Below are 22,647 nucleotides of genomic sequence, written 5' to 3'. Positions count from 1 at the left end.
GGTGGTCGAGCCGGCGAGGGCCGGACTCCCGGTGGTCGAGCCGGCGAGGGCCGGGCTCCCGGTGGTCGAGCCGGCGAGGCGAAGCCGAGACGCGTCGAGACCACCCACTGCCCGACCAACGGGCGAAGCGCCTCAGCCCAGGAAGCGACCCAGACCGGCGACAAGCGCCCGGGCGTACGCCGCCTGGCCGGCGCGACGCGTCATCCGACGCGCCTCGGCGGCGTTGCGCATGTTGCCGAGCTCGACCATGACCGTCGGGACGTCGGAGAGGTTGAGCGTGCCGAGGTCGGACCGGAAGTCCAGCCCGTCGCCCCCGGCGATGTAGTTGGCCCGCGGGAAGCCGCCCGTGCCCAACCCGCCGCGCATCGCGAGCGCGAGCGACCGCGACGGCGCGGCGATGTCGTCGGTCCAGCCCCGCACCGACGCGGGGGCGATGACGTGGAAGCCCCGGGCGCCGCGGGCGTGGGAGCCGTCGGCGTGGATGGAGACCTTCGCGTCGGCGCCCTCGCTGTTGCCGGCCCGGCCCCGGACGTCGACACACGGCCCCCACTGCGAGCGGCTGTTGGTGCCGCGGGTGAACAGCACCTGCGCGCCCTGCGCCTCCAACTGCCGCCGGGCCGCGAGCGCGACCTTCCAGACGAAGGTGGCCTCGGGATAGCCGGCGTTGGTGGCGGTCCCGGTGGTGTTGCACGGCTTGCGGCTCGGACCCGCCGACACCAGGGTGTTGATCTGCCGCGGGAAGCGGCTGTTGCCGAGCTGGTGGCCGGGGTCGAGGACGATCACCTTGCCGGCGAGCGGCCGACCCGCGGACCGGTCGACCGGAGCCGCCCGGTCGACCTCGACAGACGCGCCGGCCGAGCCGCCGGAGGCGGGCGGGCGCACGGAGACGACCTTCGCGGCGGCGGGCCCGGCGGTCAGGAGCAACGAGGTCAGCACGACGGCGGGGCGGAGCAGCACCCGACGACCCTACGTCCGTATCGTTGGCGCCCCGACCCGAACGAGGAGATCGACATGAGCTGGCTGGTGACCGGCGGCGCGGGCTACATCGGCTCGCACGTCGTACGTGCCCTGAAGGACGCCGGCCTGGCCCCGGTCGTGGTCGACGACCTCTCCAGCGGGTTCGCCCGGTTCGTGCCCGAGGACGTGCCGTTCGTGGAGACCAGCATCCTGGACCGTCCGGCGCTCGAGGCGGCGATGACCGAGCACCAGGTCACCGGCGTCATCCACCTCGCGGGGTACAAGTACGCCGGCGTGAGCGTGGAGCGGCCGCTGCACACCTACACGCAGAACGTCCAGGGCACCGTCGTCCTGCTCGAGGCCATGCTGGCCACCGGAGTGGAGAGCATCGTGTTCTCCTCCAGCGCCGCGACCTTCGGCACGCCCGACGTCGACCTGGTCACGGAGGCGACGCCGACCCACCCGGAGAGCCCGTACGGCGAGAGCAAGCTGATCGGCGAGTGGCTGCTGCGCGACGTGGCGCGGGCCCACCCGCTGCGCCACACGAGCCTGCGCTACTTCAACGTCGTCGGCTCCGGCAGCGACGACCTCTACGACACCAGCCCCCACAACCTGTTCCCGCTGGTGTTCGACGCGCTGGCCGAGGGCCGCACCCCGCGGATCAACGGCGGCGACTACCCGACCCCGGACGGCACCTGCGTCCGCGACTACGTCCATGTCGCCGACCTCGCGCACTCGCACGTCGTGGCGGCCCGCAAGCTCGCCGCCGGCGAGGCGCTCGAGCCGGTCTACAACCTGGGCAGCGGCGACGGCGTCAGCGTGCGGCAGATCATGGACGCCATCCGGGAGGTGACCGGCATCGAGTTCGACCCGGTCGTCGGCCCGCGCCGGCCGGGCGACCCCGCGCGGATCGTGGCCAGCGGCGAGCTGGCCCGGCGCGACCTGGACTGGGCGATGCGGCACGACCTGCACGCGATGGTCGCCAGCGCCTGGTCGGCCCGGCAGCGGGCCGGTGCGGACTACCCGGTCTAGCCCTGCCGTACCCCTCGCGCGACCACCTTCGTAGTCCGGCCGGGCCAGTGGTCCGGTCCAGCTTGGGCCTATTGTCCCAACTTCCTGACGGATGTCCCCGCCCCGCTCTACATTGAGTCAGCCGACCGGGCAGGGGGCCCGGCCGCGCTCCACGATGCCTCGCTCGCGAGAGTGCTGAGCATCAGCCGGTACGTGAGGACCATCTGTGACGATCGTGTCGGAGCGGAGCGATCGTCGCACCGTCGTCGCGTCGCCCAGCCGCTCCCTGCGCTACCTGCCCGCCACGGCACTGGCCGTGGACGCGGGCCTGCTCGCCGTCGCCGCGCTCGTCGCGGTGCTGGGCCGCAAGTACCTCGACTTCTTCAGCACCTCGGCCGACCTGAGCGCCAACGTCGGACCGGCCGCGCCGTTCATCGCCGTGGGCTGGCTCGGGATGCTCTACGTCGTCGACGCCTACCGGCCCGACGTCTTCGGCGCGGGCGCCGACGAGTTCAAGCGGGTCCTCAACGGCAGCATGTACGCCGCGGCCGCGATCGGCGTCGGCTGCTACCTCACCAAGACCCTGCTCTCACGCGGGTTCTTCGTGCTGCTCTTCGTCGTCGGCGTCCCGGCGCTGCTCGCGGGCCGCGCCGGGCTGCGCGTCCTGCTGCACCGTGCCCGCCGCCGCGGCTCGCTGCTGCAGCGGGTCGTGATCGTGGGCGGTCCCGCCCACGTCGACGAGATCGCCGCCGTACTCCACCGCGAGACCCAGCTGGGCTACGAGGTGGTCGGCGCGCTCATCCCCGGCGGCCGCACCGGCCAGCGGACCGGCTCGGGCATCCCGGTGCTGGGCGACGCGTCCGACCCGCGCGCCGTCGGCGCGGTCGAGGGCCTCGACGTGCTGTTCTTCACCGGCGGCAGCGACCGCAAGGCCAGCGACCTGCGCGAGATCGTGTGGGAGCTCGAGCAGCGCTCCATCCAGCTGGTGATGGCCCCCAGCATCACCGACATGTCCAGCGAGCGGGTGCGGATCCGGCCGGTCGGCGGCCTGCCGCTCATCCACATGGAAGCGCCCCGCTGGGTGTATGCATCGCGTTGGGCGAAGCGGACTTTCGACGTGCTCGTCACCTCGGCGCTCGTAGCGGTCCTGCTCCCGGTGTTCGCCGTCATCGCGCTGCGGGTAAAGCTGCACGACGGCGGCCCAGTGCTGTTCCGCCAGATCCGCGTCGGGCGCGGTGGGGCGGAGTTCCCGTGCCTGAAGTTCCGGACGATGGTGGTCGACGCGGAGGAGTGGCTGCCGGACCTGCACGAAGAGGTCGGCCACGTCGAGGGCCTGTTCAAGATGAAGGATGATCCGCGCATCACCAAGCCGGGGCGTTGGCTGCGCCGGTTCTCACTCGATGAGCTGCCGCAGCTGCTCAACGTCCTTCGCGGCGAGATGAGCTTGGTCGGCCCGCGTCCGCCGCTGCCAGCCGAGGTTGAGAACTACGACACCGGCACCGAGCGGCGTCTCCACGTCCGTCCGGGGGTGACGGGCCTGTGGCAGGTATCGGGACGCTCCGACCTCAGTTGGGACGAAGCGGTCCGACTCGACCTCTACTACATCGACAACTGGTCGATGCTCCAAGACGTCAGCATCCTGGCCCGCACCGTCGGCGCCGTCCTCAGCAGCCGCGGCGCCTACTGACGCCGGCAGTCGACCGGCGCCCCCGGTGGTCGAGCCGGCGAGGCGAAGCCGAGACGTGTCGAGACCACCACCCACACCCGGTGGTCGAGCCGGCGAGACGCGTCGAGACCACCACCCACACCCCGGTGGTCGAGCCGACGAGCCGCTAGGCGAGACGCGTCGAGACCCGGCCCACACCCCGGTGGTCGAGCCGGCGAGCCGCTAGGCGAGACGTGTCGAGACCACCACCCACGACCTCACAGCCGCTTGTTCGACCGCAGCGCCAGCTCCGGCAGGTCGCCGTACCTCTGCGCGATGAGTGCGAGCCGCTTGGCACGACTCCAGTTCTGGATCTGCTTCTCGCGCGTGAAGGCCGCACCGATGTTGTCGTACTCCTCGCACCAGACGAGCTCGACCGGCCGTCGGGAGCGCGTGTACGTCGCACCGAGGCCGGACTGGTGCTCGAAGAGACGCTTCTCGAGGTTGCGGGTGCTGCCGACGTACAGGGAGTCGTCCGCGCATCTGAGCATGTAGGTGAACGGCATGCTCGGCAGCATCGGTCGGACGACGGACATCCGTCGCCGTCGTGCACGGGTGCTGTGGAGAGCGTGCGCGCGAAGGGTGGCCGTGGAGTGGTCTCGACACGTCTCGCCTAGCGGCTCGCCGGCTCGACCACCGATAGCCGGCTCGACCACCGAGGGGCCGCTCGACCACCGACCCGTTGGTGGTCTCGACGCGTCTCGCCTAGCGGCTCGCCGGCTCGACCACCGAAGGCCCGCTCGACCACCGATAGCCGGCTCGACCACCGAAGGGTCCGGCTCGACCATCGAAGGGTCAGTGCTTGAGGAGGTCGAGCAGGTAGGCGCCGTAGCCGCTCTTGACCAGCGGCTGCGCGAGCTTCTCGAGCTCCTCGTCGGAGAGCCAGCCCATCCGCCAGGCGACCTCCTCGGGGGCGCCGATCTTGGTGCCCTGCCGGTGCTCGATGGCGCGGATGTAGTTGGCGGCCTCGTTGAGGTCCTCCACCGTGCCGGTGTCGAGCCAGGCGGAGCCACGCGGGAGCACCTCGACCTGCAGCGTGCCGGCCTCGAGGTAGAGACGGTTGAGGTCGGTGATCTCGAGCTCGCCGCGCGCCGAGGGCTTGAGGGTGCGGGCGAGCTCCACGACGGAGTTGTCGTAGAAGTACAGCCCCGGGACGGCGTAGCTGCTCTTGGGCTGCGCCGGCTTCTCCTCCAGCGACACCGCGCGGAAGTCGTCGTCGAACTCCACCACGCCGTACGCCGTCGGGTCGGCGACCCGGTAGCCGAACACGGCCGCGCCCTTGAGGTCCTCGAAGCGCCGCAGCCGGGTGCCGAGGCCGTCGCCGTAGAAGATGTTGTCGCCCAGCACCAGGCCGACCTTGTCGTCGCCGATGTGCTCCGCGCCGATCGTGAAGGCCTGCGCCAGCCCGTCGGGGGACGGCTGCTGCTTGTAGGTGATGTTGATGCCGAACTGGGATCCGTCGCCGAGCAGCCGGGCGAACGCCTCGGCGTCGTGCGGCGTCGTGATGACCAGGACATCGCGGATCCCGGCCAGCATCAGCGTCGAGAGCGGGTAGTACACCATCGGCTTGTCGTAGACCGGCATCAGCTGCTTGCTCACCGCGAGGGTGATCGGGTGCAGGCGCGAGCCGGTGCCACCGGCGAGGATGATTCCCTTCACAAACGGCAAGACTACGGACTGGCGCCTCGCTCCGTAGACTCCTCCCCTGTGAACAAGATCCTGGTCACCGGCGGCGCCGGCTTCATCGGCTCGAACTTCGTCCACTACCTGGTGGCGAACACCGACGCCTCGGTCACGGTCCTCGACAAGCTGACCTACGCCGCGTCGCGGGAGTCCCTGGCCCACCTGCCGGCCGACCGGGTCCGGCTCGTCGTCGGCGACATCGCCGACGCCTCGGTCGTCGACCCGCTGGTGGCGGAGGCCGACGCGGTCGTCCACTACGCCGCGGAGTCGCACAACGACAACTCGCTCAACGACCCGAGCCCGTTCGTCACGACCAACATCGTCGGCACGTTCACGCTACTGGAGGCCGTCCGCAAGCACGGGGTGCGGTTCCACCACATCTCCACCGACGAGGTGTACGGCGACCTCGAGCTCGACGACCCGCAGCGGTTCACCGAGCAGACGCCGTACAACCCCTCCTCGCCATACTCCTCCACGAAGGCCGGCTCCGACCTGCTGGTCCGCGCCTGGGTGCGCTCCTTCGGCGTGCAGGCGACCATCTCGAACTGCTCGAACAACTACGGCCCGTGGCAGCACATCGAGAAGTTCATCCCCCGCCAGATCACCAACCTCATCGACGGCGTGCGGCCCAAGCTGTACGGCGCCGGCCTCAACGTGCGCGACTGGATCCACGCCGACGACCACTCCTCCGCGGTCTGGACGATCCTCAACAAGGGCGCCATCGGCGAGACCTACCTCATCGGCGCCGACGGCGAGGTGAACAACCTCGACACCGTCAAGCTGATCCTGCGCCTGATGGGCCACGACGAGAACGACTTCGAGCACGTCAACGACCGCGCCGGCCACGACCTGCGCTACGCCATCGACTCGACGAAGCTGCGCACCGAGCTCGGCTGGAAGCCGCAGTTCCAGGACTTCGAGGCCGGGATGGTCAACACCATCGCGTGGTATCGCGACAACGAGGCGTGGTGGCGCCCGAAGAAGGCCGCCGTCGAGGCCACCTACGCCGCCCAGGGGCAGTGACCCCGTGACCGACCTGCGCGTCGACGAGACCCCCATCCCGGGCCTCCTCGTCGTCCACCTGCCCGTCCACGGCGACGCCCGCGGGTGGTTCAAGGAGAACTGGCAGCGCGCCAAGATGACCGCGCTCGGCCTGCCCGACTTCGGGCCGGTGCAGAACAACATGTCCTTCAACGCCACGCGCGGCGCCACCCGGGGCATCCACACCGAGCCGTGGGACAAGTTCGTCTCCGTGGCGACCGGCAAGGTCTTCGGGGCCTGGGTCGACATGCGCGAGGGCGACTCGTTCGGCGCCACCTTCTCGATCGAGATCGACGAGTCGGTCGCGGTCTTCGTGCCGCGCGGCGTCGGCAACTCCTACCAGGCGCTGGCCGACGGGACCGTCTACTCCTACCTCGTCAACGACCACTGGCGGCCCGGCTTCGCCTACCCGGCGCTGCACCTAGGCGACGAGACCGCCGCCATCGACTGGCCGATCCCGCTGGACTCCCCCGAGGTCGAGATCTCCGACAAGGACCGCGCCAATCCCCGGCTGTCCGAGGTCACCCCCATGGCGGCGAAGAAGACGCTGATCCTCGGCGGCAACGGCCAGCTCGGCCGGGCGCTCGCCGCCGCCTTCCCGGGGGCCGAGGTGGCCACGCGCGCCGAGCTCGACGTCACCTCCCCCGAGGCGCTGGCGGCCTGGCCCTGGCAGGAGTACGCCGTCGTGCTGAACGCCGCGGCGTACACCGCCGTCGACCTCGCGGAGACCCCCGAGGGCCGCTGCGACGCCTGGGCCGCCAACGCGACCGCTCCGGCGGCGCTGGCCCGGATCGCGACCGAGCACCGGCTCACGCTCGTCCATGTCTCGAGCGACTACGTCTTCGACGGGGTCTCGACAGGCTCGACCAGCGAGGACGGCCACACCGAGGACGAGCCGTTCACGCCGCTGGGCGTCTACGGGCAGTCCAAGGCGGCCGGCGACATCGCGGTGGCGACCACCCCGCGCCACTACGTGCTGCGGACCTCGTGGGTGATCGGCGAGGGGAAGAACTTCGTGCTCACGATGCGGTCGCTCGCCGAGAAGGGCGTCTCGCCCGCCGTCGTCGACGACCAGGTCGGGCGGCTCACGTTCACGTCCACCATCGCCGACGCCGTCCGGCACCTGCTCGACTCCGGCGCGCCATACGGCACCTACAACGTGACGAACTCCGGCGAGCCGATGTCCTGGCGGCAGATCGCCGCGGAGGTGTTCTCGCTCTCGGGCCGCTCCGGGGACGAGGTCACCGGCACGTCGACCGAGGCCTACTTCGCGGACGCGATCGCGGCCGGCAAGCCGATCAGCCCTCGGCCGCTGAACTCGGTGCTGTCGCTGGCCAAGCTCGAGGCCACGGGGTTCACCCCCGCCGACCAGCTCGAGGAGCTGCGCCGCTACCTCTCCGTGGTGTGAAGCAGGGCCCGCGGAGCGCGGGTCGATTCTGCTTCACACCAGCGGGGCTGTGGAGAGCCGGCGGCACCGACGTGCCCCGGCCACGACCATGCTCGGGTGGAACCGAAGCACTCGTGGCGTGACATCGCCAGCGGCCAGGACGGTCTGATCACGCTGTCCCAGCTGCACGACGCTGCCGTGACGCACCGCGCCATCGCGTTCCGGGTCCAGACCGAGCGGTGGCAACGGGTCGCGCCGAGCGTCCTGTGCACGACCACTGGCGCGCTGACGACCGAGCAGCGGCTCCGGCTCGGCGTGCTGCACGGTGGGACGGGTGCTCTCATCGGCGGCATCCAGGCGTGTGAGCGCGCCGGACTGCGCACGTGGCAACGGGAGCAGGTCGTGGTGCTCGTCCCCTACACCTCGGCGCCCCGTCCGCTGGCCGGCTATGACTTCGTCCGGACGCGCCGCGCCGTGTCGCAGTGGCGCAGCGTCCGCGCCGGCGTACCGACCTGCCAAGTGGAGCCGGCCGCCCTGCTGTGGGCATCGACCGAGTCGAAGCCGCGCACCGTCGAGGGACTCCTCGCGGCGCTGGTCCAGCAGCAGGTCACGACGGCCGACGCGCTCACCCGCTGGCTGGACCGCCTGGCCCGGCTGCCGCAGGCACCGCTGATGCGCGCGGCGTTGCTCGAGATCGCCGGTGGTGCACACTCCGTCGCCGAGCTCGACGTGAAGCGGATGTGCCGGACCTACCGGCTCGCGCCGCCCGCGCGACAGGTGAAGCGGCGTGACGCCGACGGCCGGCTGCGCTACACCGACTGCGAGTGGCGCCTGCCCGACGGCACCATCCTCGTCCTGGAGGTGGACGGCGGCTTCCACATGGACGCCGATGCCTGGGCCGACGACATCGCCCGGCAGCGGGCCTTGAGCGCGAGCGACCGCATCCTCGTGCGCTGCACCAGCCGAGAGCTGCGTGACGACCCGGGCCGGGTGGCACGCGACCTCAGGCGACTCGGCGTACCGGCCGCTGCGTGAAGCAGGGCCCGCGGAGCGCGGGTCGATCCTGCTTCACACCAGCGGGTCAGCGTCGGCGCAGCCCCATCAGCGCCGGACGTACGTCGGCCAGGTAGACGAACGCGGCGATGGTGAACGCCAGGTTGATGATGCTGATCGGCGCCGCGGGGATGACCTGCAGCACGAGCGCGAGACCCAGGACGGCGCACCAGCCCGGCTTCGTCCACTTGCCGGCGGCACGGTAGGCCTCGGCGGGGTACATCACCGCGCTGACGAACGCGAAGAGCTTCACGGCCAGCAGGACGAAGTAGACGACCAGCGAGATGGTGCCGGGAAGGGAGAGCAGGTCCACCGGGCCAGCCTACGGGAGCGACAGAGGCCCGCATCCCAGGTGGGATGCGGGCCTCCGCAATGGTGCCTTGTCGACCGGAGAGGTCAGTCCTTCTTGGTGGTGGCGGTCTCGCTCGCGGCCGGCGCCTTCTTCGCGGGAGCCTTCTTGGCCGGCGCCTTCTTCGCGGCGGGAGCCTTCGTGGCAGCCGGCGCCTTCTTGGCGGGAGCCTTCTTCGCAGCGGGCGCCTTCTTGGCGGCCGGCTTCTTGGCGGCCGGCTTGCTGGCGGGCTTGCTCTCAGCAGCCTTCGGAGCGGCCTGCTTGGCGGCGGGCTTGCTGACCGGTGCGACCGGCGCCACGACGGCGACGGGGGCCTCGGTGCGACGGATCTTCGCGACGAGCGCCTCACCGCGCTTGGTCAGGTCGGCGTAGGCGTCGCTGGCGTCCGAGCGGAGCTCGGCGACCCGGGCCTCGACCTTGGCCCGGCGGGCCTTGGCGTCGTCGGTGATGGCGTCGAAGCGGGCGGCGGCCTTGGACCGGGCGCTGCCGCCGAGGGTCTTGACCTTGGCGAGGCTGACCTCGGGGAGCTTCACCTCGGGCAGCTTGACCTCCGGGAGCTTCACCTCGGGCAGCTTGACCTTCGGCAGCTCCAGCTTGGTCAGGAGCGGGAGTTCGAACTTCGGCACAGGACTTCTCCTTGCAGTAGGGGCAGTAGAGCGAGACAGGGGTCAGGTCTCGTCGGACGAGGAGTTCTCCCCGACCTCGGGAGCGTCCGAGACCGACCGGTTGTTGAGAGCCAGGAACGAGGCGTAGACGTCGAGCAGCGACTGCTTCTGCCGCTCGGTCAACTGAGGATCACCGAGCACCGCGAGCTCGACCGAGCCCACCGCACCCTCCTCCGGACGGAGGATCCCCGCCCGGACGTACAGCTGCTCGGCGGAGATGCGCAGCGCACGCGCGATCTGCTGCAGCACCTCGGCGGACGGCTTGCGCAGCCCCCGCTCGATCTGACTCAGGTAGGGGTTGGACACCCCGGCCTGGTCAGCGAGCTGGCGCAGCGAAAGCTGGGCCGAGACCCGCTGCTCCTTGAGGTACTCCCCCAAGGCACCCACCGTGGTGGACACCTTGCCCTTGCTCTTGGCCATGGTTTCCATGGTGCTAGCAGGCGCTAACAATTGCAAGCAATTGTCAGGTGGGGCCGGTCACAGGAGTACGCCGGCTCGGTGGTCGAGCCGCGGAAAGGCTCCGGTGGTCGAGCCGCGAGCCTCCGGTGGTCGAGCCGGCGAGCCTCCGGTGGTCGAGCCGGCGAGGCGAAGCCGAGACGCGTCGAGACCACTCACCGGCCGCGGAGCAGCACCCACCCGGCGACGGCCAGGCCGACGACGCCGACGAGGTCGGTGGTGTTCAGCCCGTGGTTGGCCGACAGCTCCACCAGCGTCCCGCCCTCGGCGAGGCTGTTGTTGAACAGCCACAGCAGGCAGAAGCCGGCCAGCGGCAGCGCCGCCCACCGGCCCCAGCGCCCGGCGGCGTAGGCGCACAGCAGTGCGGCGGCCAGCCACACGCCCGGCCAGGCCGCGGGGAAGACGTCGAAGGTCGGCATCAGAGCAGCGCCCGGATCTCGCCGACCGGCTGGCCGCCACCGGTGAGGATGTGGCGACCGGTCGCGTCGACGGCGTCGGAGCGGATGCCCGCCCGCCGCAGCGCCGCCGCCATCACCACCGGTCGTGCCCGCGTGCCGCCGTCGTCGATCTTCAGCGCGAACGAGCGGCCGTCGGGCAGCGCGACGGCGTACACCGCCTCCGCCCCGGCCTTCCCGATCGCGCCGGGCAGCGCGGTGAGGAGGGCGAGCTCGTCGCGCGTGCTCCCCGAGACGTACGCCGGATGCGACCGGATCGCGTCGGCGACCCGTCGCTCGGCGCCCGTGGTGGCGAGCGCCAGCCGCTGGAACGCACGCGCCAGCCCGGTCAGCGAGGTGGCCAGCAGCGGGGCGCCGCAGCCGTCGATGGCGACGGTTCCGACCGGCTCGCCGGTGAGCTGGGCGAACCGCTCGAGGATCGCCGCCTGGACCGGGTGCTCGGGCGAGAGATAGGAGTCGAGGTCCCAGCCGTTGGCGCGACAGGTGAGCAGCATCGCGGCGTGCTTGCCGGAGCAGTTCATCGCGAGCCGGCTCCGGGCGCCTCCGGAGCGGACCAGCTCGTCGCGGACGGCGTCGACGAGCGGCCAGTCCTCGGGGCACTGCAGCGCGGACTCGTCGAGGTCACCCAGCGCCAGCATCTCCCGCACCCCGTCGAGGTGAAACGGCTCGCCGGAGTGCGACGCGCTGGCCAGCGCGAGCAGCCGGCCGGGGAGGTCGAGCCCGAGCTCCACCATGGCGACCGCTTGGAGCGGCTTGTTGCACGAGCGCGGCAGCACCGGCTCCTCGACCGACCCGACCGACCAGGCCACCGACCCGTCCGGGTCGAGCGCGACCACCGAGCCGTGGTGCCGGCCCTCCACGAACCCGGAGCGGACGATCTCGGCGACGGGCACGGGGGCTGACATGTCCGCAAGCCTAAGATGGCCGCCGTGCCCGGCGTCCCGCAGTTCTGCCCCTCCGCCCGCGAGCTCGACGACCTGGAGCTGATCGCCTCCGGAGCGCTCCCGGGTCCGCTCGACCTGGAGCTGCCCGCCGACGTGGCCGAGCAGGCCACCGCGGCCGGGTCCGTGGAGCTGGTCGACCCCGAGGGCCTGCCCCTGGCGTCGGTCACCTGGCCGGGCCGCGAGGTGACGGCGCTGACGCGGCCGGCGTACGGGCCCTTCCGCCGCCTCTACCTCACCCCGGCCGAGGCGCGGGCACAGCACCCGGACGGCTTCACGGCCGTCCTGGTCGGCGGCATCGTGGACCGCCCGGCGGTGCTGCGCGCCGCGTTGGCCGAGAACAGTGCCGTCGTCGCCATCCCGATCGCGGCCAACGACCCGCGGACGCCCCGCGTCCTGGCGGCGTACGGCGACCCGGTGGTCGCACCGCCGGTGGTGCTGGCCGGCTCCGACCCGAGCGAGCAGGGCGTCGTCGTCTTCTTCACCGGGCTGTCCGGGAGCGGCAAGTCGACGCTGGCCCGCGCGCTGATGGACCGCGTCCTGGAGGCCGGCGAGCGGACCGTCACGAGCCTGGACGGCGACGTGGTGCGCCGCAACCTCTCGGCCGGGCTGAGCTTCTCCAAGGCGGACCGGGAGACCAACATCCGCCGGATCGGGTGGGTGGCCGCGGAGATCGCCCGCCACGGCGGGGTGGCGGTGTGCAGCCCGATCGCGCCCTTCGATGAGACCCGGCAGCAGGTGCGGCACTACGTCGACGAGGCCGGCGGGGCGTTCTTCCTGGTGCACGTGGCGACCCCGCTGGAGGAGTGCGAGCGGCGGGACCGGAAGGGGCTCTACGCCAAGGCCCGAGCCGGCGAGATTCCCGAGTTCACCGGCATCTCCTCGCCCTACGAGACCCCGCAGGACGCCGACGTGGTGGTCGACACCACCGGCCGCACCATCGACGACGCGCTGGCCGACGTGCTGCGTGGCCTGGAGCGGCGCGGGCTCGACCTGGGCCTCGGGCCCACCCCGCAGCCCACCCCGCTGGTCGAGCAGCCCGAGCCCGCCTCCCCGCTGGTCGAGCAGCCCGAGCCGCTAGGCGAGGGCGTCGTCGAGACCCCCCGACCACTCCGCGTCCTCTTCGTCTGCACGGCCAACATCTCCCGGAGCCCCTTCATGGAGCTCACCGCCCGCCGGCTGGCGGGCGAGAACGCCGACATCGTGTTCGAGAGCGCCGGCACCCGCGGCTTCACCGACCGCGAGATGGACGAGGCGATGGTGCCGCTGCTGGCCGCTGGCATCGACGGCGCCGCGTTCCGTAGCCGCCCGCTGACGCGGCAGCTGCTCGACGAGGCCGACCTGGTGCTCACCGCCGAGGCGAGCCATCGCAGCTTCATCCTCGACGACTTCCCGGGCCTGTTCCGCAAGGTCTTCACGCTGGGCCAGGCCGCCGCGGCGATCGAGCGGATCGGTCCGGACAGCCTGCCGCGCGAGGAGCTGCTGCGGCGGCTCGCGGAGACCCGCGGCAGCGCCGACAACGACGTGGCCGACCCCTACCGCCGCGGACCGGAGGCCGCCCAGGCGGCCGCTGACCTCATCACCGAGCTGCTCGGTGTGGTCGTCCCGGCGCTCACCCGGCGGTCGTGAATCGCTGGGTCACGGACGCGAGCAGGTAGGGTCGACGCGGCAACTCAACTGAAGCCATCGACTTAACCAACCAAGGAAGAGAGCGCAGGGGTGCACGAGCTCTTCTCCGTCGACGCGCTGTCCGTGCTGATCGTCAGCTTCGGCGTCGGCATCGTCGTCGGTCTGACCGGCATGGGTGGTGGCGCCCTGATGACACCGGCGCTGATCTTCCTCGGCATCAACCCGTCGGCGGCGGTCGCCAACGACTTGGTGGCCGCCAGCGTCAACAAGACCGTTGGCGCCGGCGTCCATTGGCGACGCGGCCAGCCGAACCTCCGCCTCGCCGGGTACCTGATCCTAGGATCGGTCCCGTTCGCGCTCGCGGGCGGCTTCATCGTGCAGGAGGTCGGGGGCGACGACGCCGAGGAGTTTCTGACCTACGCGATCGGCGTCGCGCTGCTGCTGGCGGCGGCCAGCTACACCCTGCGGATGTACCTGCAGCTGCGGCTGGTCGTCAGCGGCAACGTCACGACCTCGGAGGTCACCGCCGTCCGGGCGCTGCCGACCATCGCGGTCGGGGCGATCGGCGGCCTGCTGGTCGGCATCACCAGCGTCGGCTCCGGCTCGCTGATCATGGTGGCGCTGCTGCTGCTCTACCCGACGCTCTCGGCGCTCAAGCTGGTCGGCACCGACCTGGTGCAGGCAGTCCCGCTCGTGATCGCCGCCGCGATCGGCCACGTCGTGACCACGGGCGTCGACTGGTCGGTCCTCATCCCGCTCATCCTGGGCGGTACGCCGGGCACCTTCCTCGGTGCGCGCGCCGCGGCCTGGGTGAGTCAGTCGGTGATCCGGCGCGGCATCGTCATCGTGCTCACGCTGACCGGCCTGAAGATGCTCGGCGTCTCGCCGACGTGGGTCGGCATCATCGGTGCCGGCCTGCTGCTGCTCGGCCCGCTGGCCTGGGGCTGGGTGCGCCAGCGCCACGGCCTGCCGGCCTTCGACGTCAACTCGGGGGCGTGGCGGGTGGCCGAGAGTCAGCCGCAGGAGCCGGTGCCTGATCCGGAGCAGTCGCGACGGGCTTGACCGGCACGTAGCGCCGGCGGTTGTGCCGCTCCAGGTGCGGGCAGCGGTCGCCGTACTTCCGCCGACATCGAATGGTCCGTCGCCACTTTCTGATCATCCCCATCTGGGCAGGCTAGGACCGTCCTGGGACCGTGGTCCCGGCTGAGGGTCGACTGTGGCCGTCCGGTTACCGACCGGTATAGACCGCTCCGGAAGGGCTGGAAGGGCCTAGTCGCGGCCGTAGATGTCGCGGGTGTAGACCTTCTCGGCGACGTCGGCGAGCACGTCGGTGCGGCGGTTGGCGATGATGACGTCGGAGCGCCGCTTGAACTCCTCGAGGTCGCGGACGACCTCGGAGTTGAAGAACCGGTCCTCGGTGAGCGCCGGCTCGTAGACGACGACCTCGACGCCCTTGGCCTTGATCCGCTTCATCACGCCCTGGATGCTCGACTCGCGGAAGTTGTCCGAACCCGCCTTCATGATGAGGCGGTAGATGCCGACCGTGGTGGGCCGGCGGCGGAGCACGTCCTCGGCGATGAAGTCCTTGCGGGTGGTGTTGGCCTCGACGATCGCGCTGATGAGGTTCTGCGGCACGTTGCGGTAGTTGGCCTGCAGCTGCTTGGTGTCCTTGGGGAGGCAGTAGCCGCCGTACCCGAAGGACGGGTTGTTGTAGTGCGTGCCGATCCGCGGGTCGAGCCCCACGCCCTGGATGATCTGGCCGGTGTCGAGGCCGAGCATCGCGGCGTAGGTGTCGAGCTCGTTGAAGTAGGCCACCCGCAGCGCGAGGTAGGTGTTGGCGAACAGCTTGATCGCCTCGGCCTCGGTGGAGCCGGTGAACAGCACCGGCACGTCCTTGTCGACGGCGCCCTCGACGAGCAGGTCGGCGAACCGCTTGGCCTCCTCGGTCACGGCGCCGATCACGATCCGGGAGGGGTGCAGGTTGTCGTGGAGCGCGCGGCCCTCCCGGAGGAACTCCGGGGAGAAGAACAGCGACGCGTCGGGGTGCCGCTCCCGCATCCGCCGGGTGAACCCGACCGGCACGGTGGACTTGATCACCACGGTGGCGGCCGGCGCGAGCCGCAGGACGTCGGCGATCACCGCCTCGACGGTGGAGGTGTCGAAGTAGTTGGTCCGCTCGTCGTAGTTCGTGGGGGTCGCGACGAGGACGAAGTCGGCGCCGGCGTACGCCTCGGCCTGGTCGAGGGTGGCGCCGAGCCGCAGCGGCCGCTCGCGGAGGTACTCCTCCAGCTCGGGGTCCTCGATCGGCGACTCGTGCCGGTTGACGGCGGCGACCCGGCCGGCGTCGATGTCGAGCAGCACGACGTCGTGGTGCTGGGCGAGCACGACGGCGTTGGAGAGCCCGACGTACCCCATGCCTACCACTGCGATCTTCACACCGGCAGGGTACGGCGCCGGACGCGGGGTGGACGTGGTTCGGCGTCACTGGTCGGCGCGTCTACGATGAGGGCTGCCCTCTGCCACGGAAAGAGACCCATGACCCAGACCCACCCCGACTACCGGCTGAGCCAGCTCGACCAGCTGGAGGCGGAGTCGATCCACATCTTCCGTGAGGTCGCCGCCGAGTTCGAGAAGCCGGTCCTGATGTTTTCCGGCGGCAAGGACAGCATCGTGATGCTGCGCCTGGCCGAGAAGGCGTTCTACCCGGCGAAGATCCCGTTCCCGGTGCTCCAGGTGGACACCGGCTACGACTTCCCCGAGGTGCTCGCCACCCGCGACAACTGGGTCGACCGGCTCGGCGTGCGGCTCGTCGTCGCGAGCGTCGAGCAGGCCATCAAGGACGGCATCGTCGTCGACGACGGCAAGACCAGCCGCAACCGGCTGCAGATCGGCACCCTGCTCAACGCCCTGGAGGAGGGTGGCTTCACCGCCGCCTTCGGTGGCGGCCGGCGCGACGAGGAGAAGGCCCGCGCCAAGGAGCGCGTCTACTCCCACCGCGACGAGTTCGGCCAGTGGGACCCGAAGAACCAGCGCCCCGAGCTGTGGAGCCTCTACAACGGCCGGCTCCACGAGGGCGAGCACATGCGCATCTTCCCGATCTCCAACTGGACCGAGCTGGACATCTGGGACTACATCGGCCGGGAAGGCATCGAGATCCCCTCGATCTACTTCTCGCACCAGCGCCGCGTCTTCGAGCGCGACGGCATGCTGCTGACCGAGTCGGAGTTCAACCCGTGCCGCCCCGGCGAGGTGGCCGAGGAGCGCACGGTGCGGTTCCGCACCGTGGGCGACCTGACCCTGACCGGCTGCGTGGAGAGCACCGCCAGCACCATCGACGAGATCATCGCCGAGGTGGCGACCGCCCGGGTGACCGAGCGCGGCGCGACCCGGGGTGACGACCGCTTCTCCGAAGCGGCCATGGAGGACCGGAAGAAGGAGGGCTACTTCTGATGGCCAACGAGACCAAGATGGACCTGCTTCGCTTCGCCACCGCCGGCTCCGTGGATGACGGCAAGTCGACCCTCATCGGTCGGCTGCTGCTCGACAGCAAGGCGATCTTCGAGGACCAGCTCGCCGCCGTCGAGGCGACGTCGCAGAGCAAGGGTCACGACTACACCGACCTGTCGCTGCTGACCGACGGTCTGCGCTCCGAGCGCGAGCAGGGCATCACGATCGACGTCGCCTACCGCTACTTCGCGACGCCGAAGCGGAAGTTCATCATCGCCGACACCCCGGGCCACGTGCAGTACACCCGCAACATGGTCACCGGTGCCTCGACCGCCGACCTCGGCCTGGTGCTCGTCGACGCTCGTCACGGCCTCACCGAGCAGTCGCGGCGCCACGCCGTACTCCTCTCGCTGCTGCGGGTGCCGCACCTGGTGCTGGCGATCAACAAGATGGACCTCGTCGACTTCGACCAGAAGATCTACGAGCAGATCACCTCGGAGTTCACGCAGTTCGCGACGAAGCTGAACGTCCCGGACCTGGAGGTCATCCCGATCTCGGCGCTGCAGGGCGACAACGTCGTCGAGCGCTCCACGAACATGCCGTGGTACTCCGGCCCGACGCTGATGCACCACCTCGAGCACGTCCACGTCGCGTCCGACCGCGACCTGGTCGACGTGCGCCTGCCGGTGCAGTACGTCATCCGGCCCAAGTCCGACGAGCACCACGACTACCGCGGGTACGCCGGCCAGATCGCCGGCGGCGTGCTGAAGCCGGGTGACGAGGTCGTCGTGCTGCCGTCCGGCATGACCTCCAAGATCGCCGGCATCGACCTGTTCGACCGCGAGCTCTCCGAGGCGTTCCCGCCGATGTCGGTGACGGTGCGGCTCGAGGACGACGTGGACGTCTCCCGCGGCGACATGATCGCCCGGGTCAAGAACGCCCCCACGCCGAGCCAGGACATCGACGCGATGATCTGCTGGATGACGACGCAGCCGCTGCGGCCGCGCCAGAAGCTCGCGATCAAGCACACCACCCGCACCGGCCGGGCGCTGGTGAAGGACATCCAGTACCGCCTGGACGTCAACACCCTGCACCGCGACCAGGACACCAACGAGCTCGGCCTCAACGAGATCGGACGCGTCCAGCTGCGTACCACGGTGCCGCTGCTGTGCGACCCCTACTCCAAGAACCGCACCACGGGTTCGTTCGTGCTGATCGACGAGGCCACCGGCGTCACCGTCGGCGCCGGCATGATCAACAGCGCCAGTTGACGCCCTCTGTCTCACCTGGAAGGGCCGCGAGCGAGACGCTCGCGGCCCTTCGCTTTCGTTGGTTGGGGCAAGTAGTGCACCAGAGCCGGCAGGCACCCCGCGACCCGGTCGGGCACTGAGGCTCCAACCAAAACGAACTTCAACCTTCTTCAATGTTTGAAGTTACACTGAACCCCAACTTACACATTCGCTTGAAGTTGGAGTTCCATGGTGAAGACCCCACTTCCGCCACCTGCGACGTCGACACTGTTGGATGCCGCCCGGCGAAACGATCGGTTGGCCGCGGTGTTTCAGGCGCTTCCCGAGGTCTCGGGTGGCCCTTACCTCGCATGGGACAAGCTCCGTCACAAGGAGCCTCCGGGCGACCTGACGCCGGAGGAGTGGTGGCTCGCGACCAAGGTGGCCCGCCAAGCGGCGCGCAAGATGCTACCGACGCTCATCGATCTCAGGCACCAACCGTTCTCCTATGTCCTCGCCGACGAAGTACTCGAGGGCGTGGACTTCATCAACCGCCATGCAAGCGGCAGCATCACAATCAGCGAACAGGTCACGAACGCAACGACCCGTGATCGTTACGTCGTCAACTCTCTGATCGAAGAGGCCATCACGTCGAGCCAGCTCGAGGGCGCAGCGACGAGCCGGCGCGTCGCGAAGGAGATGATTCGCAGCGGACGCGACCCGCGCGACCGCGGTGAGCGGATGATCTTCAACAACTTCCATGCGATGCAGCGGATCGTCGATCTGAAGGAGGAGCCGCTGACCCCCGCGTTGATCTGCGAGATCCACCGCATCGTCACCGACGGCACCTTGGATGACCCTCTCAGCGCCGGGAAAATCCAGGATGACGACGCTGACCGAGTAGCCGTTTGGGGTGACGGCCAGCAGTTGCTCCACCAGCCTCCTCCCGTCGCCGAACTGCCGCAGCGCATGGAGGCGCTGTGCGACTTCGCCAACGGTCAGACCCCGGACGGCTTCATGCCGCCGGTGTTGCGCGCCATCACCGTGCATTTCATGATGGGCTTCGATCACTACTTCGAGGACGGTAACGGCCGCACCGCCCGGGCACTCTTCTACTGGACGCTGCTCCACAACGGTTACTGGCTCGCGGAGTTCCTGACCATCAGCCGTATCCTTAAACAGGCGCCTTCCCAGTACGCGCAGGCCTACCTCCACTCCGAGTACGACGAGGGTGACCTCACCCATTTCTTCATCTACAACGTCAAAGTCATCAGTCGCGCGATCAATGATCTTCACGCCTACTTGGCAGCCAAGGCGGCCGAGCTGAACGAGTTCCGCAGGCGGGCCGCAGCCGGCCCGGTGGGACTGAACCATCGACAGGTCGCGTTGCTAGAGCACGCGGTGAAGAATCCGGGTCAGGACTACACGGCGGCCAGCCACGCACGCAGTCACCGTGTCTCCGAACAGGCCGCCCGTAACGACCTCCGCGATCTCGAGCGTCAGGGGTTGCTGACCTGGCACAAGCTCGGCCGTCAGCACGCCTGGACAGCGCCGGAGGACTTGCCTGCTCGTCTTGTCGACGCCTAGCTCTCGGCAACTTCAAACGAACTTCAACCTCCGTCAACCTTTGAAGTTGATGCAACAGTCCGCGCCACCAGCGTCGTCCTCTCGCATGACCAGCCCAGGCCGCGCCAGAAGCTCGCGATCAGCACACCACCAGCACCGGCCGGGCGCTGATGAAGGGCATCCAGTACCGCCTGGACGTCAACACCCTGCACCGCGACCAGGACACCAACGAGCTGGGCCTCAACGAGATCGGACGCGTCCAGCTGCGCACCACGGTGCCGCTGCCGTGCGACCCTTACTCCAAGAACCGCACCACGGGTTCGTTCGTGCTGATCGACGAGGCCACCGGCGTCACCGTCGACGCGGGCATGATCAACAGCGCCAGCTGACGATCTCTGTCTCACCTGGAAGGGGCCGCGAGCGAGATGCTCGCGGCCCTTTCTACACTCCGCGCATGACCTCCGAATACGCCGGCGTCACGCTCGCCCCGATGGCCAACGTCTACTTCGACGGCAAGTGCGTCAGCCACTCCTTCACGCTGGCCGACGGCACCCGCAAGAGCGCCGGCGTTATCTTCCCGTCGCAGCTCGTCTTCACCACGGCCGCGCCGGAGCGCATGGAGGTCCAGGCCGGGCGCTGCCGCGTCCGGCTCGCGGGGAGCAAGGAGTGGAGCGAGTACGCCGCCGGCGACTCCTTCGACGTCGCAGGCGACTCAAGCTTCGACATCGAGGTCGTGGAACTCATGGACTACGTCTGCCACTACGGCTGACCGAGCTCCACGTCGGCTACAAGCCAGTCTGAGCACTGCGCCATATAGCGACCGGCCGACCTGTGCGCCGGAGTCTCGAGAAAGCGCTCGAACGTCGACCGGTCGGCGAAGATCGCGCGCTCGAGCAGCACAATGCCCTTGCGGTCGTCGACCGACCGACTTACCCGCCAGCTCAACACACCGGGATCGTCGGGGCGAGCGCGGTCGATTACGTCGATCGCCTCATCTGGGTCGGCACCGGGCCAGAGCCGGAACAAGACCGTGTGCTCAAGGACCACGCCCGGCCGATCAGTTGGCTTCGCGGACGCGTCCGTGCTGCTCGCGGAACCAGTCGACCGTCGACTTGATCCCCTCGCGCAGACTGATCGAGGCATGCCAGCCGAGCTCGTTGAGCCGGGTGACATCGAGCAACTTCTGCGGCGTGCCGTCCGGCTTCGTCGAGTCCCATTCGACCTTGCCCTCGTAGCCGACCGCTTCGGCTACGTAGCCAGCGATCTCCTTGATCGTGGCGTCCTTGCCTGTGCCGACGTTCACCTGCTGCGGCCCGTCGTAGTGCTCCATCAGATAGAGGCACGCGTCGGCCATGTCATCGACGTGGAGGAACTCTCGGCGAGGTGTCCCGGTGCCCCAGTTGGCAACGCTCTTGGCGCCTGACTGCAGCGCCTCGTCGTAGCGCCGGATCAGGGCTGGCAGCACATGAGAGCCGGTCGGGGAGAAGTTGTCACCTGGCCCGTAGAGATTCGTCGGCATGGCGGAGATCCACGCCCTGTCGTACTGCCGCCGCGTTGCCTGGACCTGCATGATTCCCGCGATCTTGGCGATCGCGTAGGCGTCATTCGTGGGCTCCAGGTGTCCGGTCAGTAGAGAGTCCTCGCGGATCGGTTGCTCCGCGAACTTCGGGTAGATGCACGACGAGCCGAGGAAGAGGAGCCGCTCGACGCCGTACTCCAAGGCGGCGTCCATAACGTTCGTCTGGATCTGCAGATTCTCCGACAGGAACTCGTGCGGGTAGGTGTTGTTGGCCATGATCCCGCCGACCTTCGCGGCCGCCAGCACGAGGTACGCCGGGCGCTCTTCTGACATGAAGTCGAAGACGGCTCCGCGGTCCTTCAGGTCGAGCTCCGCGGAGGTGCGGCCCACCAGGTTTGTGTGCCCGCGCTGCTCTAGGGCGCGCCAGATGGCGCCCCCCACGAGTCCCCGATGGCCGGCCACATAGAAGGGCGCGTCCTTATCGAGCGTGAACTCGTATCCCGTCATGCTGTCGTCCAGCTCGGGAGGTCCACCTGGTCGATCCAGGGGCGGCCTTCGTGTTTCAGCGCCTCGACATCGGCCTCGACCATCAGCTTCGCCAAGGCGCGGCCGTCGATCGTGGCCTTCCAGCCCAGCTTCTTCTCCGCCTTCGTCGGATCACCGATGAGGGCGTCGACCTCGGTCGGACGCAGATAGCGCTCGTCGAAGCGAACGTGGTCCTCCCAGTTGAGGCCGACCTCGGTGAAGGCGATCTCCAAGAAGTCACGGACAGTGATGCCCAGACCGGTAGCGAGGACGAAATCCTCCGGCTCGTCCACCTGGAGCATCCGCCACATCCCCTCGACATACTCAGCTGCGTAGCCCCAGTCCCGGATCGAGTCGATGTTTCCCATGTAGAGGTGTTCCTGTTTGCCTGCAGCAATGGCCGCAGCGGCCCGCGTGATCTTGCGAGTCACGAACGTTTCGCCGCGGCGAGGCGACTCATGGTTGAAGAGGATGCCATTGACCGCGAACATGTCGTAAGCCTCGCGGTAGTTCTTCGTGATCCAGTAGCTGTAGAGCTTCGCCGCGGCGTAGGGAGAGCGAGGGTAAAACGGGGTCTCCTCGCTCTGAGGCGGCGGGGTCGCACCATAGAGTTCTGACGTCGAGGCCTGGTAATAGCGGCAGTGGATGCCGGAGAGCCGCACCGCCTCGAGTAACCGGATGGTGCCAGTGCCGGTCGTATCGGCAGTGTGCTCAGGCTCGTCGAACGACACCCGGACGTGCGACTGCGCCGCAAGGTTGTAGACCTCGTCCGGCTTGATCGTAGCGAGCAACGTCACCAGCCGGGCGCCGTCCGAGAGGTCACCGTAGTGCAGAAAGAGCTTGGCGTCGGGGTCGTGCGGGTCGACATACAGGTGGTCGATCCGGTGCGTGTTGAACGTCGATGCCCGGCGAATCAACCCGTGGACCTCGTAGCCCTTCTGGAGCAGCAGCTCCGCCAAATAGGAACCATCCTGGCCAGTGATGCCAGTGATGAGCGCCTTCTTAGTCATTAGTCCCCAGTCTTCTTCG

24 protein-coding genes are annotated in these 22,647 nt (G+C 69.5%); 12 read left to right on the top strand and 12 right to left on the bottom strand.

From position 1 onward, the window contains the following. Window positions 1-132 precede the first annotated feature (132 nt). Window positions 133-957: an N-acetylmuramoyl-L-alanine amidase gene (locus VGE38_RS05605; protein WP_331141551.1), complete on the bottom strand. Its 825-nt coding sequence runs from the start codon at window positions 955-957 to the stop codon at window positions 133-135. A 54-nt stretch (window positions 958-1,011) separates the two neighbouring features. Here VGE38_RS05605 and galE point away from each other — a divergent pair, with 54 nt between their 5' ends. Both galE and VGE38_RS05595 read left to right on the top strand, forming a co-directional pair. Further along, a complete protein-coding gene (galE, locus tag VGE38_RS05600) occupies window positions 1,012-1,989 on the top strand; it encodes a UDP-glucose 4-epimerase GalE (protein ID WP_331141550.1) in 978 nt (325 codons plus the stop codon). 205 nt (window positions 1,990-2,194) lie between these two features. Then, window positions 2,195-3,655 (top strand): sugar transferase, encoded by a 1,461-nt coding sequence (locus tag VGE38_RS05595; protein WP_331141549.1) that lies wholly within the window; start codon window positions 2,195-2,197, stop codon window positions 3,653-3,655. Between the two features lie 236 nt (window positions 3,656-3,891). On the opposite strand, the gene VGE38_RS05590 is transcribed toward VGE38_RS05595, so the two are convergent. Beyond that, window positions 3,892-4,179 (bottom strand): GIY-YIG nuclease family protein, encoded by a 288-nt coding sequence (locus VGE38_RS05590; protein WP_331141548.1) that lies wholly within the window; start codon window positions 4,177-4,179, stop codon window positions 3,892-3,894. A gap of 289 nt (window positions 4,180-4,468) precedes the next feature. Next, on the bottom strand, window positions 4,469-5,332 hold the full coding sequence (gene rfbA, locus VGE38_RS05585) for a glucose-1-phosphate thymidylyltransferase RfbA (RefSeq protein WP_331141547.1): 864 nt from the start codon (window positions 5,330-5,332) through the stop codon (window positions 4,469-4,471). A gap of 48 nt (window positions 5,333-5,380) precedes the next feature. Between rfbA and rfbB the strand changes: the two genes are divergently transcribed. The 3 genes from rfbB to VGE38_RS05570 all read left to right on the top strand — a co-directional run bounded on the left by rfbB (window position 5,381) and on the right by VGE38_RS05570 (window position 8,819). Then, window positions 5,381-6,379: a dTDP-glucose 4,6-dehydratase gene (rfbB, locus tag VGE38_RS05580; protein WP_331141546.1), complete on the top strand. Its 999-nt coding sequence runs from the start codon at window positions 5,381-5,383 to the stop codon at window positions 6,377-6,379. Window positions 6,380-6,383: 4 nt separating this feature from the next. Continuing rightward, complete coding sequence (locus VGE38_RS05575; protein WP_331141545.1) at window positions 6,384-7,805, top strand: sugar nucleotide-binding protein; 1,422 nt, start codon at window positions 6,384-6,386, stop codon at window positions 7,803-7,805. A 96-nt stretch (window positions 7,806-7,901) separates the two neighbouring features. Continuing rightward, window positions 7,902-8,819, top strand: coding sequence for a putative endonuclease domain-containing protein (locus tag VGE38_RS05570; protein ID WP_331141544.1), 918 nt, complete (start codon window positions 7,902-7,904; stop codon window positions 8,817-8,819). A 46-nt stretch (window positions 8,820-8,865) separates the two neighbouring features. On the opposite strand, the gene VGE38_RS05565 is transcribed toward VGE38_RS05570, so the two are convergent. From VGE38_RS05565 to VGE38_RS05545, 5 genes are all read right to left on the bottom strand, one after another. Beyond that, window positions 8,866-9,150 carry a DUF2516 family protein gene (locus VGE38_RS05565; RefSeq protein ID WP_331141543.1) on the bottom strand — a complete coding sequence of 95 codons (285 nt, stop codon included), beginning with the start codon at window positions 9,148-9,150 and terminating at the stop codon, window positions 8,866-8,868. Window positions 9,151-9,233: 83 nt separating this feature from the next. Then, window positions 9,234-9,812, bottom strand: a complete 579-nt coding sequence (locus VGE38_RS05560; protein ID WP_331141542.1) for a hypothetical protein — start codon at window positions 9,810-9,812, stop codon at window positions 9,234-9,236. A gap of 42 nt (window positions 9,813-9,854) precedes the next feature. Then, a complete protein-coding gene (locus VGE38_RS05555) occupies window positions 9,855-10,271 on the bottom strand; it encodes a helix-turn-helix domain-containing protein (RefSeq protein WP_331141541.1) in 417 nt (138 codons plus the stop codon). 191 nt (window positions 10,272-10,462) lie between these two features. Next, window positions 10,463-10,726 (bottom strand): hypothetical protein, encoded by a 264-nt coding sequence (locus tag VGE38_RS05550; RefSeq protein ID WP_331141540.1) that lies wholly within the window; start codon window positions 10,724-10,726, stop codon window positions 10,463-10,465. After that, a complete protein-coding gene (locus tag VGE38_RS05545) occupies window positions 10,726-11,667 on the bottom strand; it encodes an asparaginase (RefSeq protein ID WP_331141539.1) in 942 nt (313 codons plus the stop codon). The genes VGE38_RS05550 and VGE38_RS05545 overlap by 1 nt, the downstream gene beginning before the upstream one ends. A 24-nt stretch (window positions 11,668-11,691) precedes the next feature. Between VGE38_RS05545 and cysC the strand changes: the two genes are divergently transcribed. Both cysC and VGE38_RS05535 read left to right on the top strand, forming a co-directional pair. After that, entirely contained in the window at window positions 11,692-13,332 is a 1,641-nt protein-coding gene (gene cysC / locus VGE38_RS05540) for an adenylyl-sulfate kinase (protein WP_331141538.1), read from the top strand. A 90-nt stretch (window positions 13,333-13,422) separates the two neighbouring features. Next, on the top strand, window positions 13,423-14,394 hold the full coding sequence (locus VGE38_RS05535; protein WP_331141537.1) for a sulfite exporter TauE/SafE family protein: 972 nt from the start codon (window positions 13,423-13,425) through the stop codon (window positions 14,392-14,394). A 207-nt stretch (window positions 14,395-14,601) separates the two neighbouring features. On the opposite strand, the gene VGE38_RS05530 is transcribed toward VGE38_RS05535, so the two are convergent. Further along, complete coding sequence (locus VGE38_RS05530; RefSeq protein ID WP_331141536.1) at window positions 14,602-15,768, bottom strand: nucleotide sugar dehydrogenase; 1,167 nt, start codon at window positions 15,766-15,768, stop codon at window positions 14,602-14,604. A gap of 99 nt (window positions 15,769-15,867) precedes the next feature. On the opposite strand from VGE38_RS05530, the gene cysD reads away from it, so the two are divergent. The 5 genes from cysD (at window position 15,868) to ppnP (ending at window position 20,343) form a co-directional block, all read left to right on the top strand. Then, window positions 15,868-16,782 carry a sulfate adenylyltransferase subunit CysD gene (gene cysD, locus VGE38_RS05525; RefSeq protein ID WP_331141535.1) on the top strand — a complete coding sequence of 305 codons (915 nt, stop codon included), beginning with the start codon at window positions 15,868-15,870 and terminating at the stop codon, window positions 16,780-16,782. Then, window positions 16,782-18,050, top strand: coding sequence for a sulfate adenylyltransferase subunit CysN (gene cysN / locus VGE38_RS05520; protein WP_331141534.1), 1,269 nt, complete (start codon window positions 16,782-16,784; stop codon window positions 18,048-18,050). Before cysD ends, cysN begins: the two co-directional genes overlap by 1 nt. Window positions 18,051-18,257: 207 nt before the next feature. Further along, a complete protein-coding gene (locus VGE38_RS05515; RefSeq protein ID WP_331141533.1) occupies window positions 18,258-19,595 on the top strand; it encodes a Fic family protein in 1,338 nt (445 codons plus the stop codon). Window positions 19,596-19,744: 149 nt separating this feature from the next. Next, window positions 19,745-19,963: an elongation factor 1-alpha C-terminal domain-related protein gene (locus tag VGE38_RS05510; RefSeq protein ID WP_331141532.1), complete on the top strand. Its 219-nt coding sequence runs from the start codon at window positions 19,745-19,747 to the stop codon at window positions 19,961-19,963. Window positions 19,964-20,028: 65 nt separating this feature from the next. After that, window positions 20,029-20,343: a pyrimidine/purine nucleoside phosphorylase gene (gene ppnP / locus VGE38_RS05505; protein ID WP_331141531.1), complete on the top strand. Its 315-nt coding sequence runs from the start codon at window positions 20,029-20,031 to the stop codon at window positions 20,341-20,343. On the opposite strand, the gene VGE38_RS05500 is transcribed toward ppnP, so the two are convergent. Genes VGE38_RS05500 through gmd form a run of 3 tightly spaced genes read right to left on the bottom strand, consistent with a single transcriptional unit; the run spans window position 20,334 to window position 22,628 of the window. Further along, window positions 20,334-20,621 carry a Dabb family protein gene (locus VGE38_RS05500; RefSeq protein WP_331141530.1) on the bottom strand — a complete coding sequence of 96 codons (288 nt, stop codon included), beginning with the start codon at window positions 20,619-20,621 and terminating at the stop codon, window positions 20,334-20,336. The genes ppnP and VGE38_RS05500 overlap by 10 nt on opposite strands. A gap of 10 nt (window positions 20,622-20,631) precedes the next feature. After that, the gene (locus VGE38_RS05495; protein ID WP_331141529.1) at window positions 20,632-21,600 is read right to left on the bottom strand and encodes a GDP-L-fucose synthase family protein; all 969 of its coding nucleotides are present in this window, start codon (window positions 21,598-21,600) and stop codon (window positions 20,632-20,634) included. Next, a complete protein-coding gene (gene gmd / locus VGE38_RS05490) occupies window positions 21,597-22,628 on the bottom strand; it encodes a GDP-mannose 4,6-dehydratase (RefSeq protein WP_331141528.1) in 1,032 nt (343 codons plus the stop codon). Before gmd ends, VGE38_RS05495 begins: the two co-directional genes overlap by 4 nt. Window positions 22,629-22,647: the final 19 nt, after the last annotated feature.

The sequence above is a fragment of the Nocardioides sp. genome, from assembly GCF_036405735.1.
Taxonomy (GTDB): Bacteria; Actinomycetota; Actinomycetes; order Propionibacteriales; family Nocardioidaceae; genus Nocardioides.
This window is presented reverse-complemented; position numbering and strand designations above follow the sequence as displayed.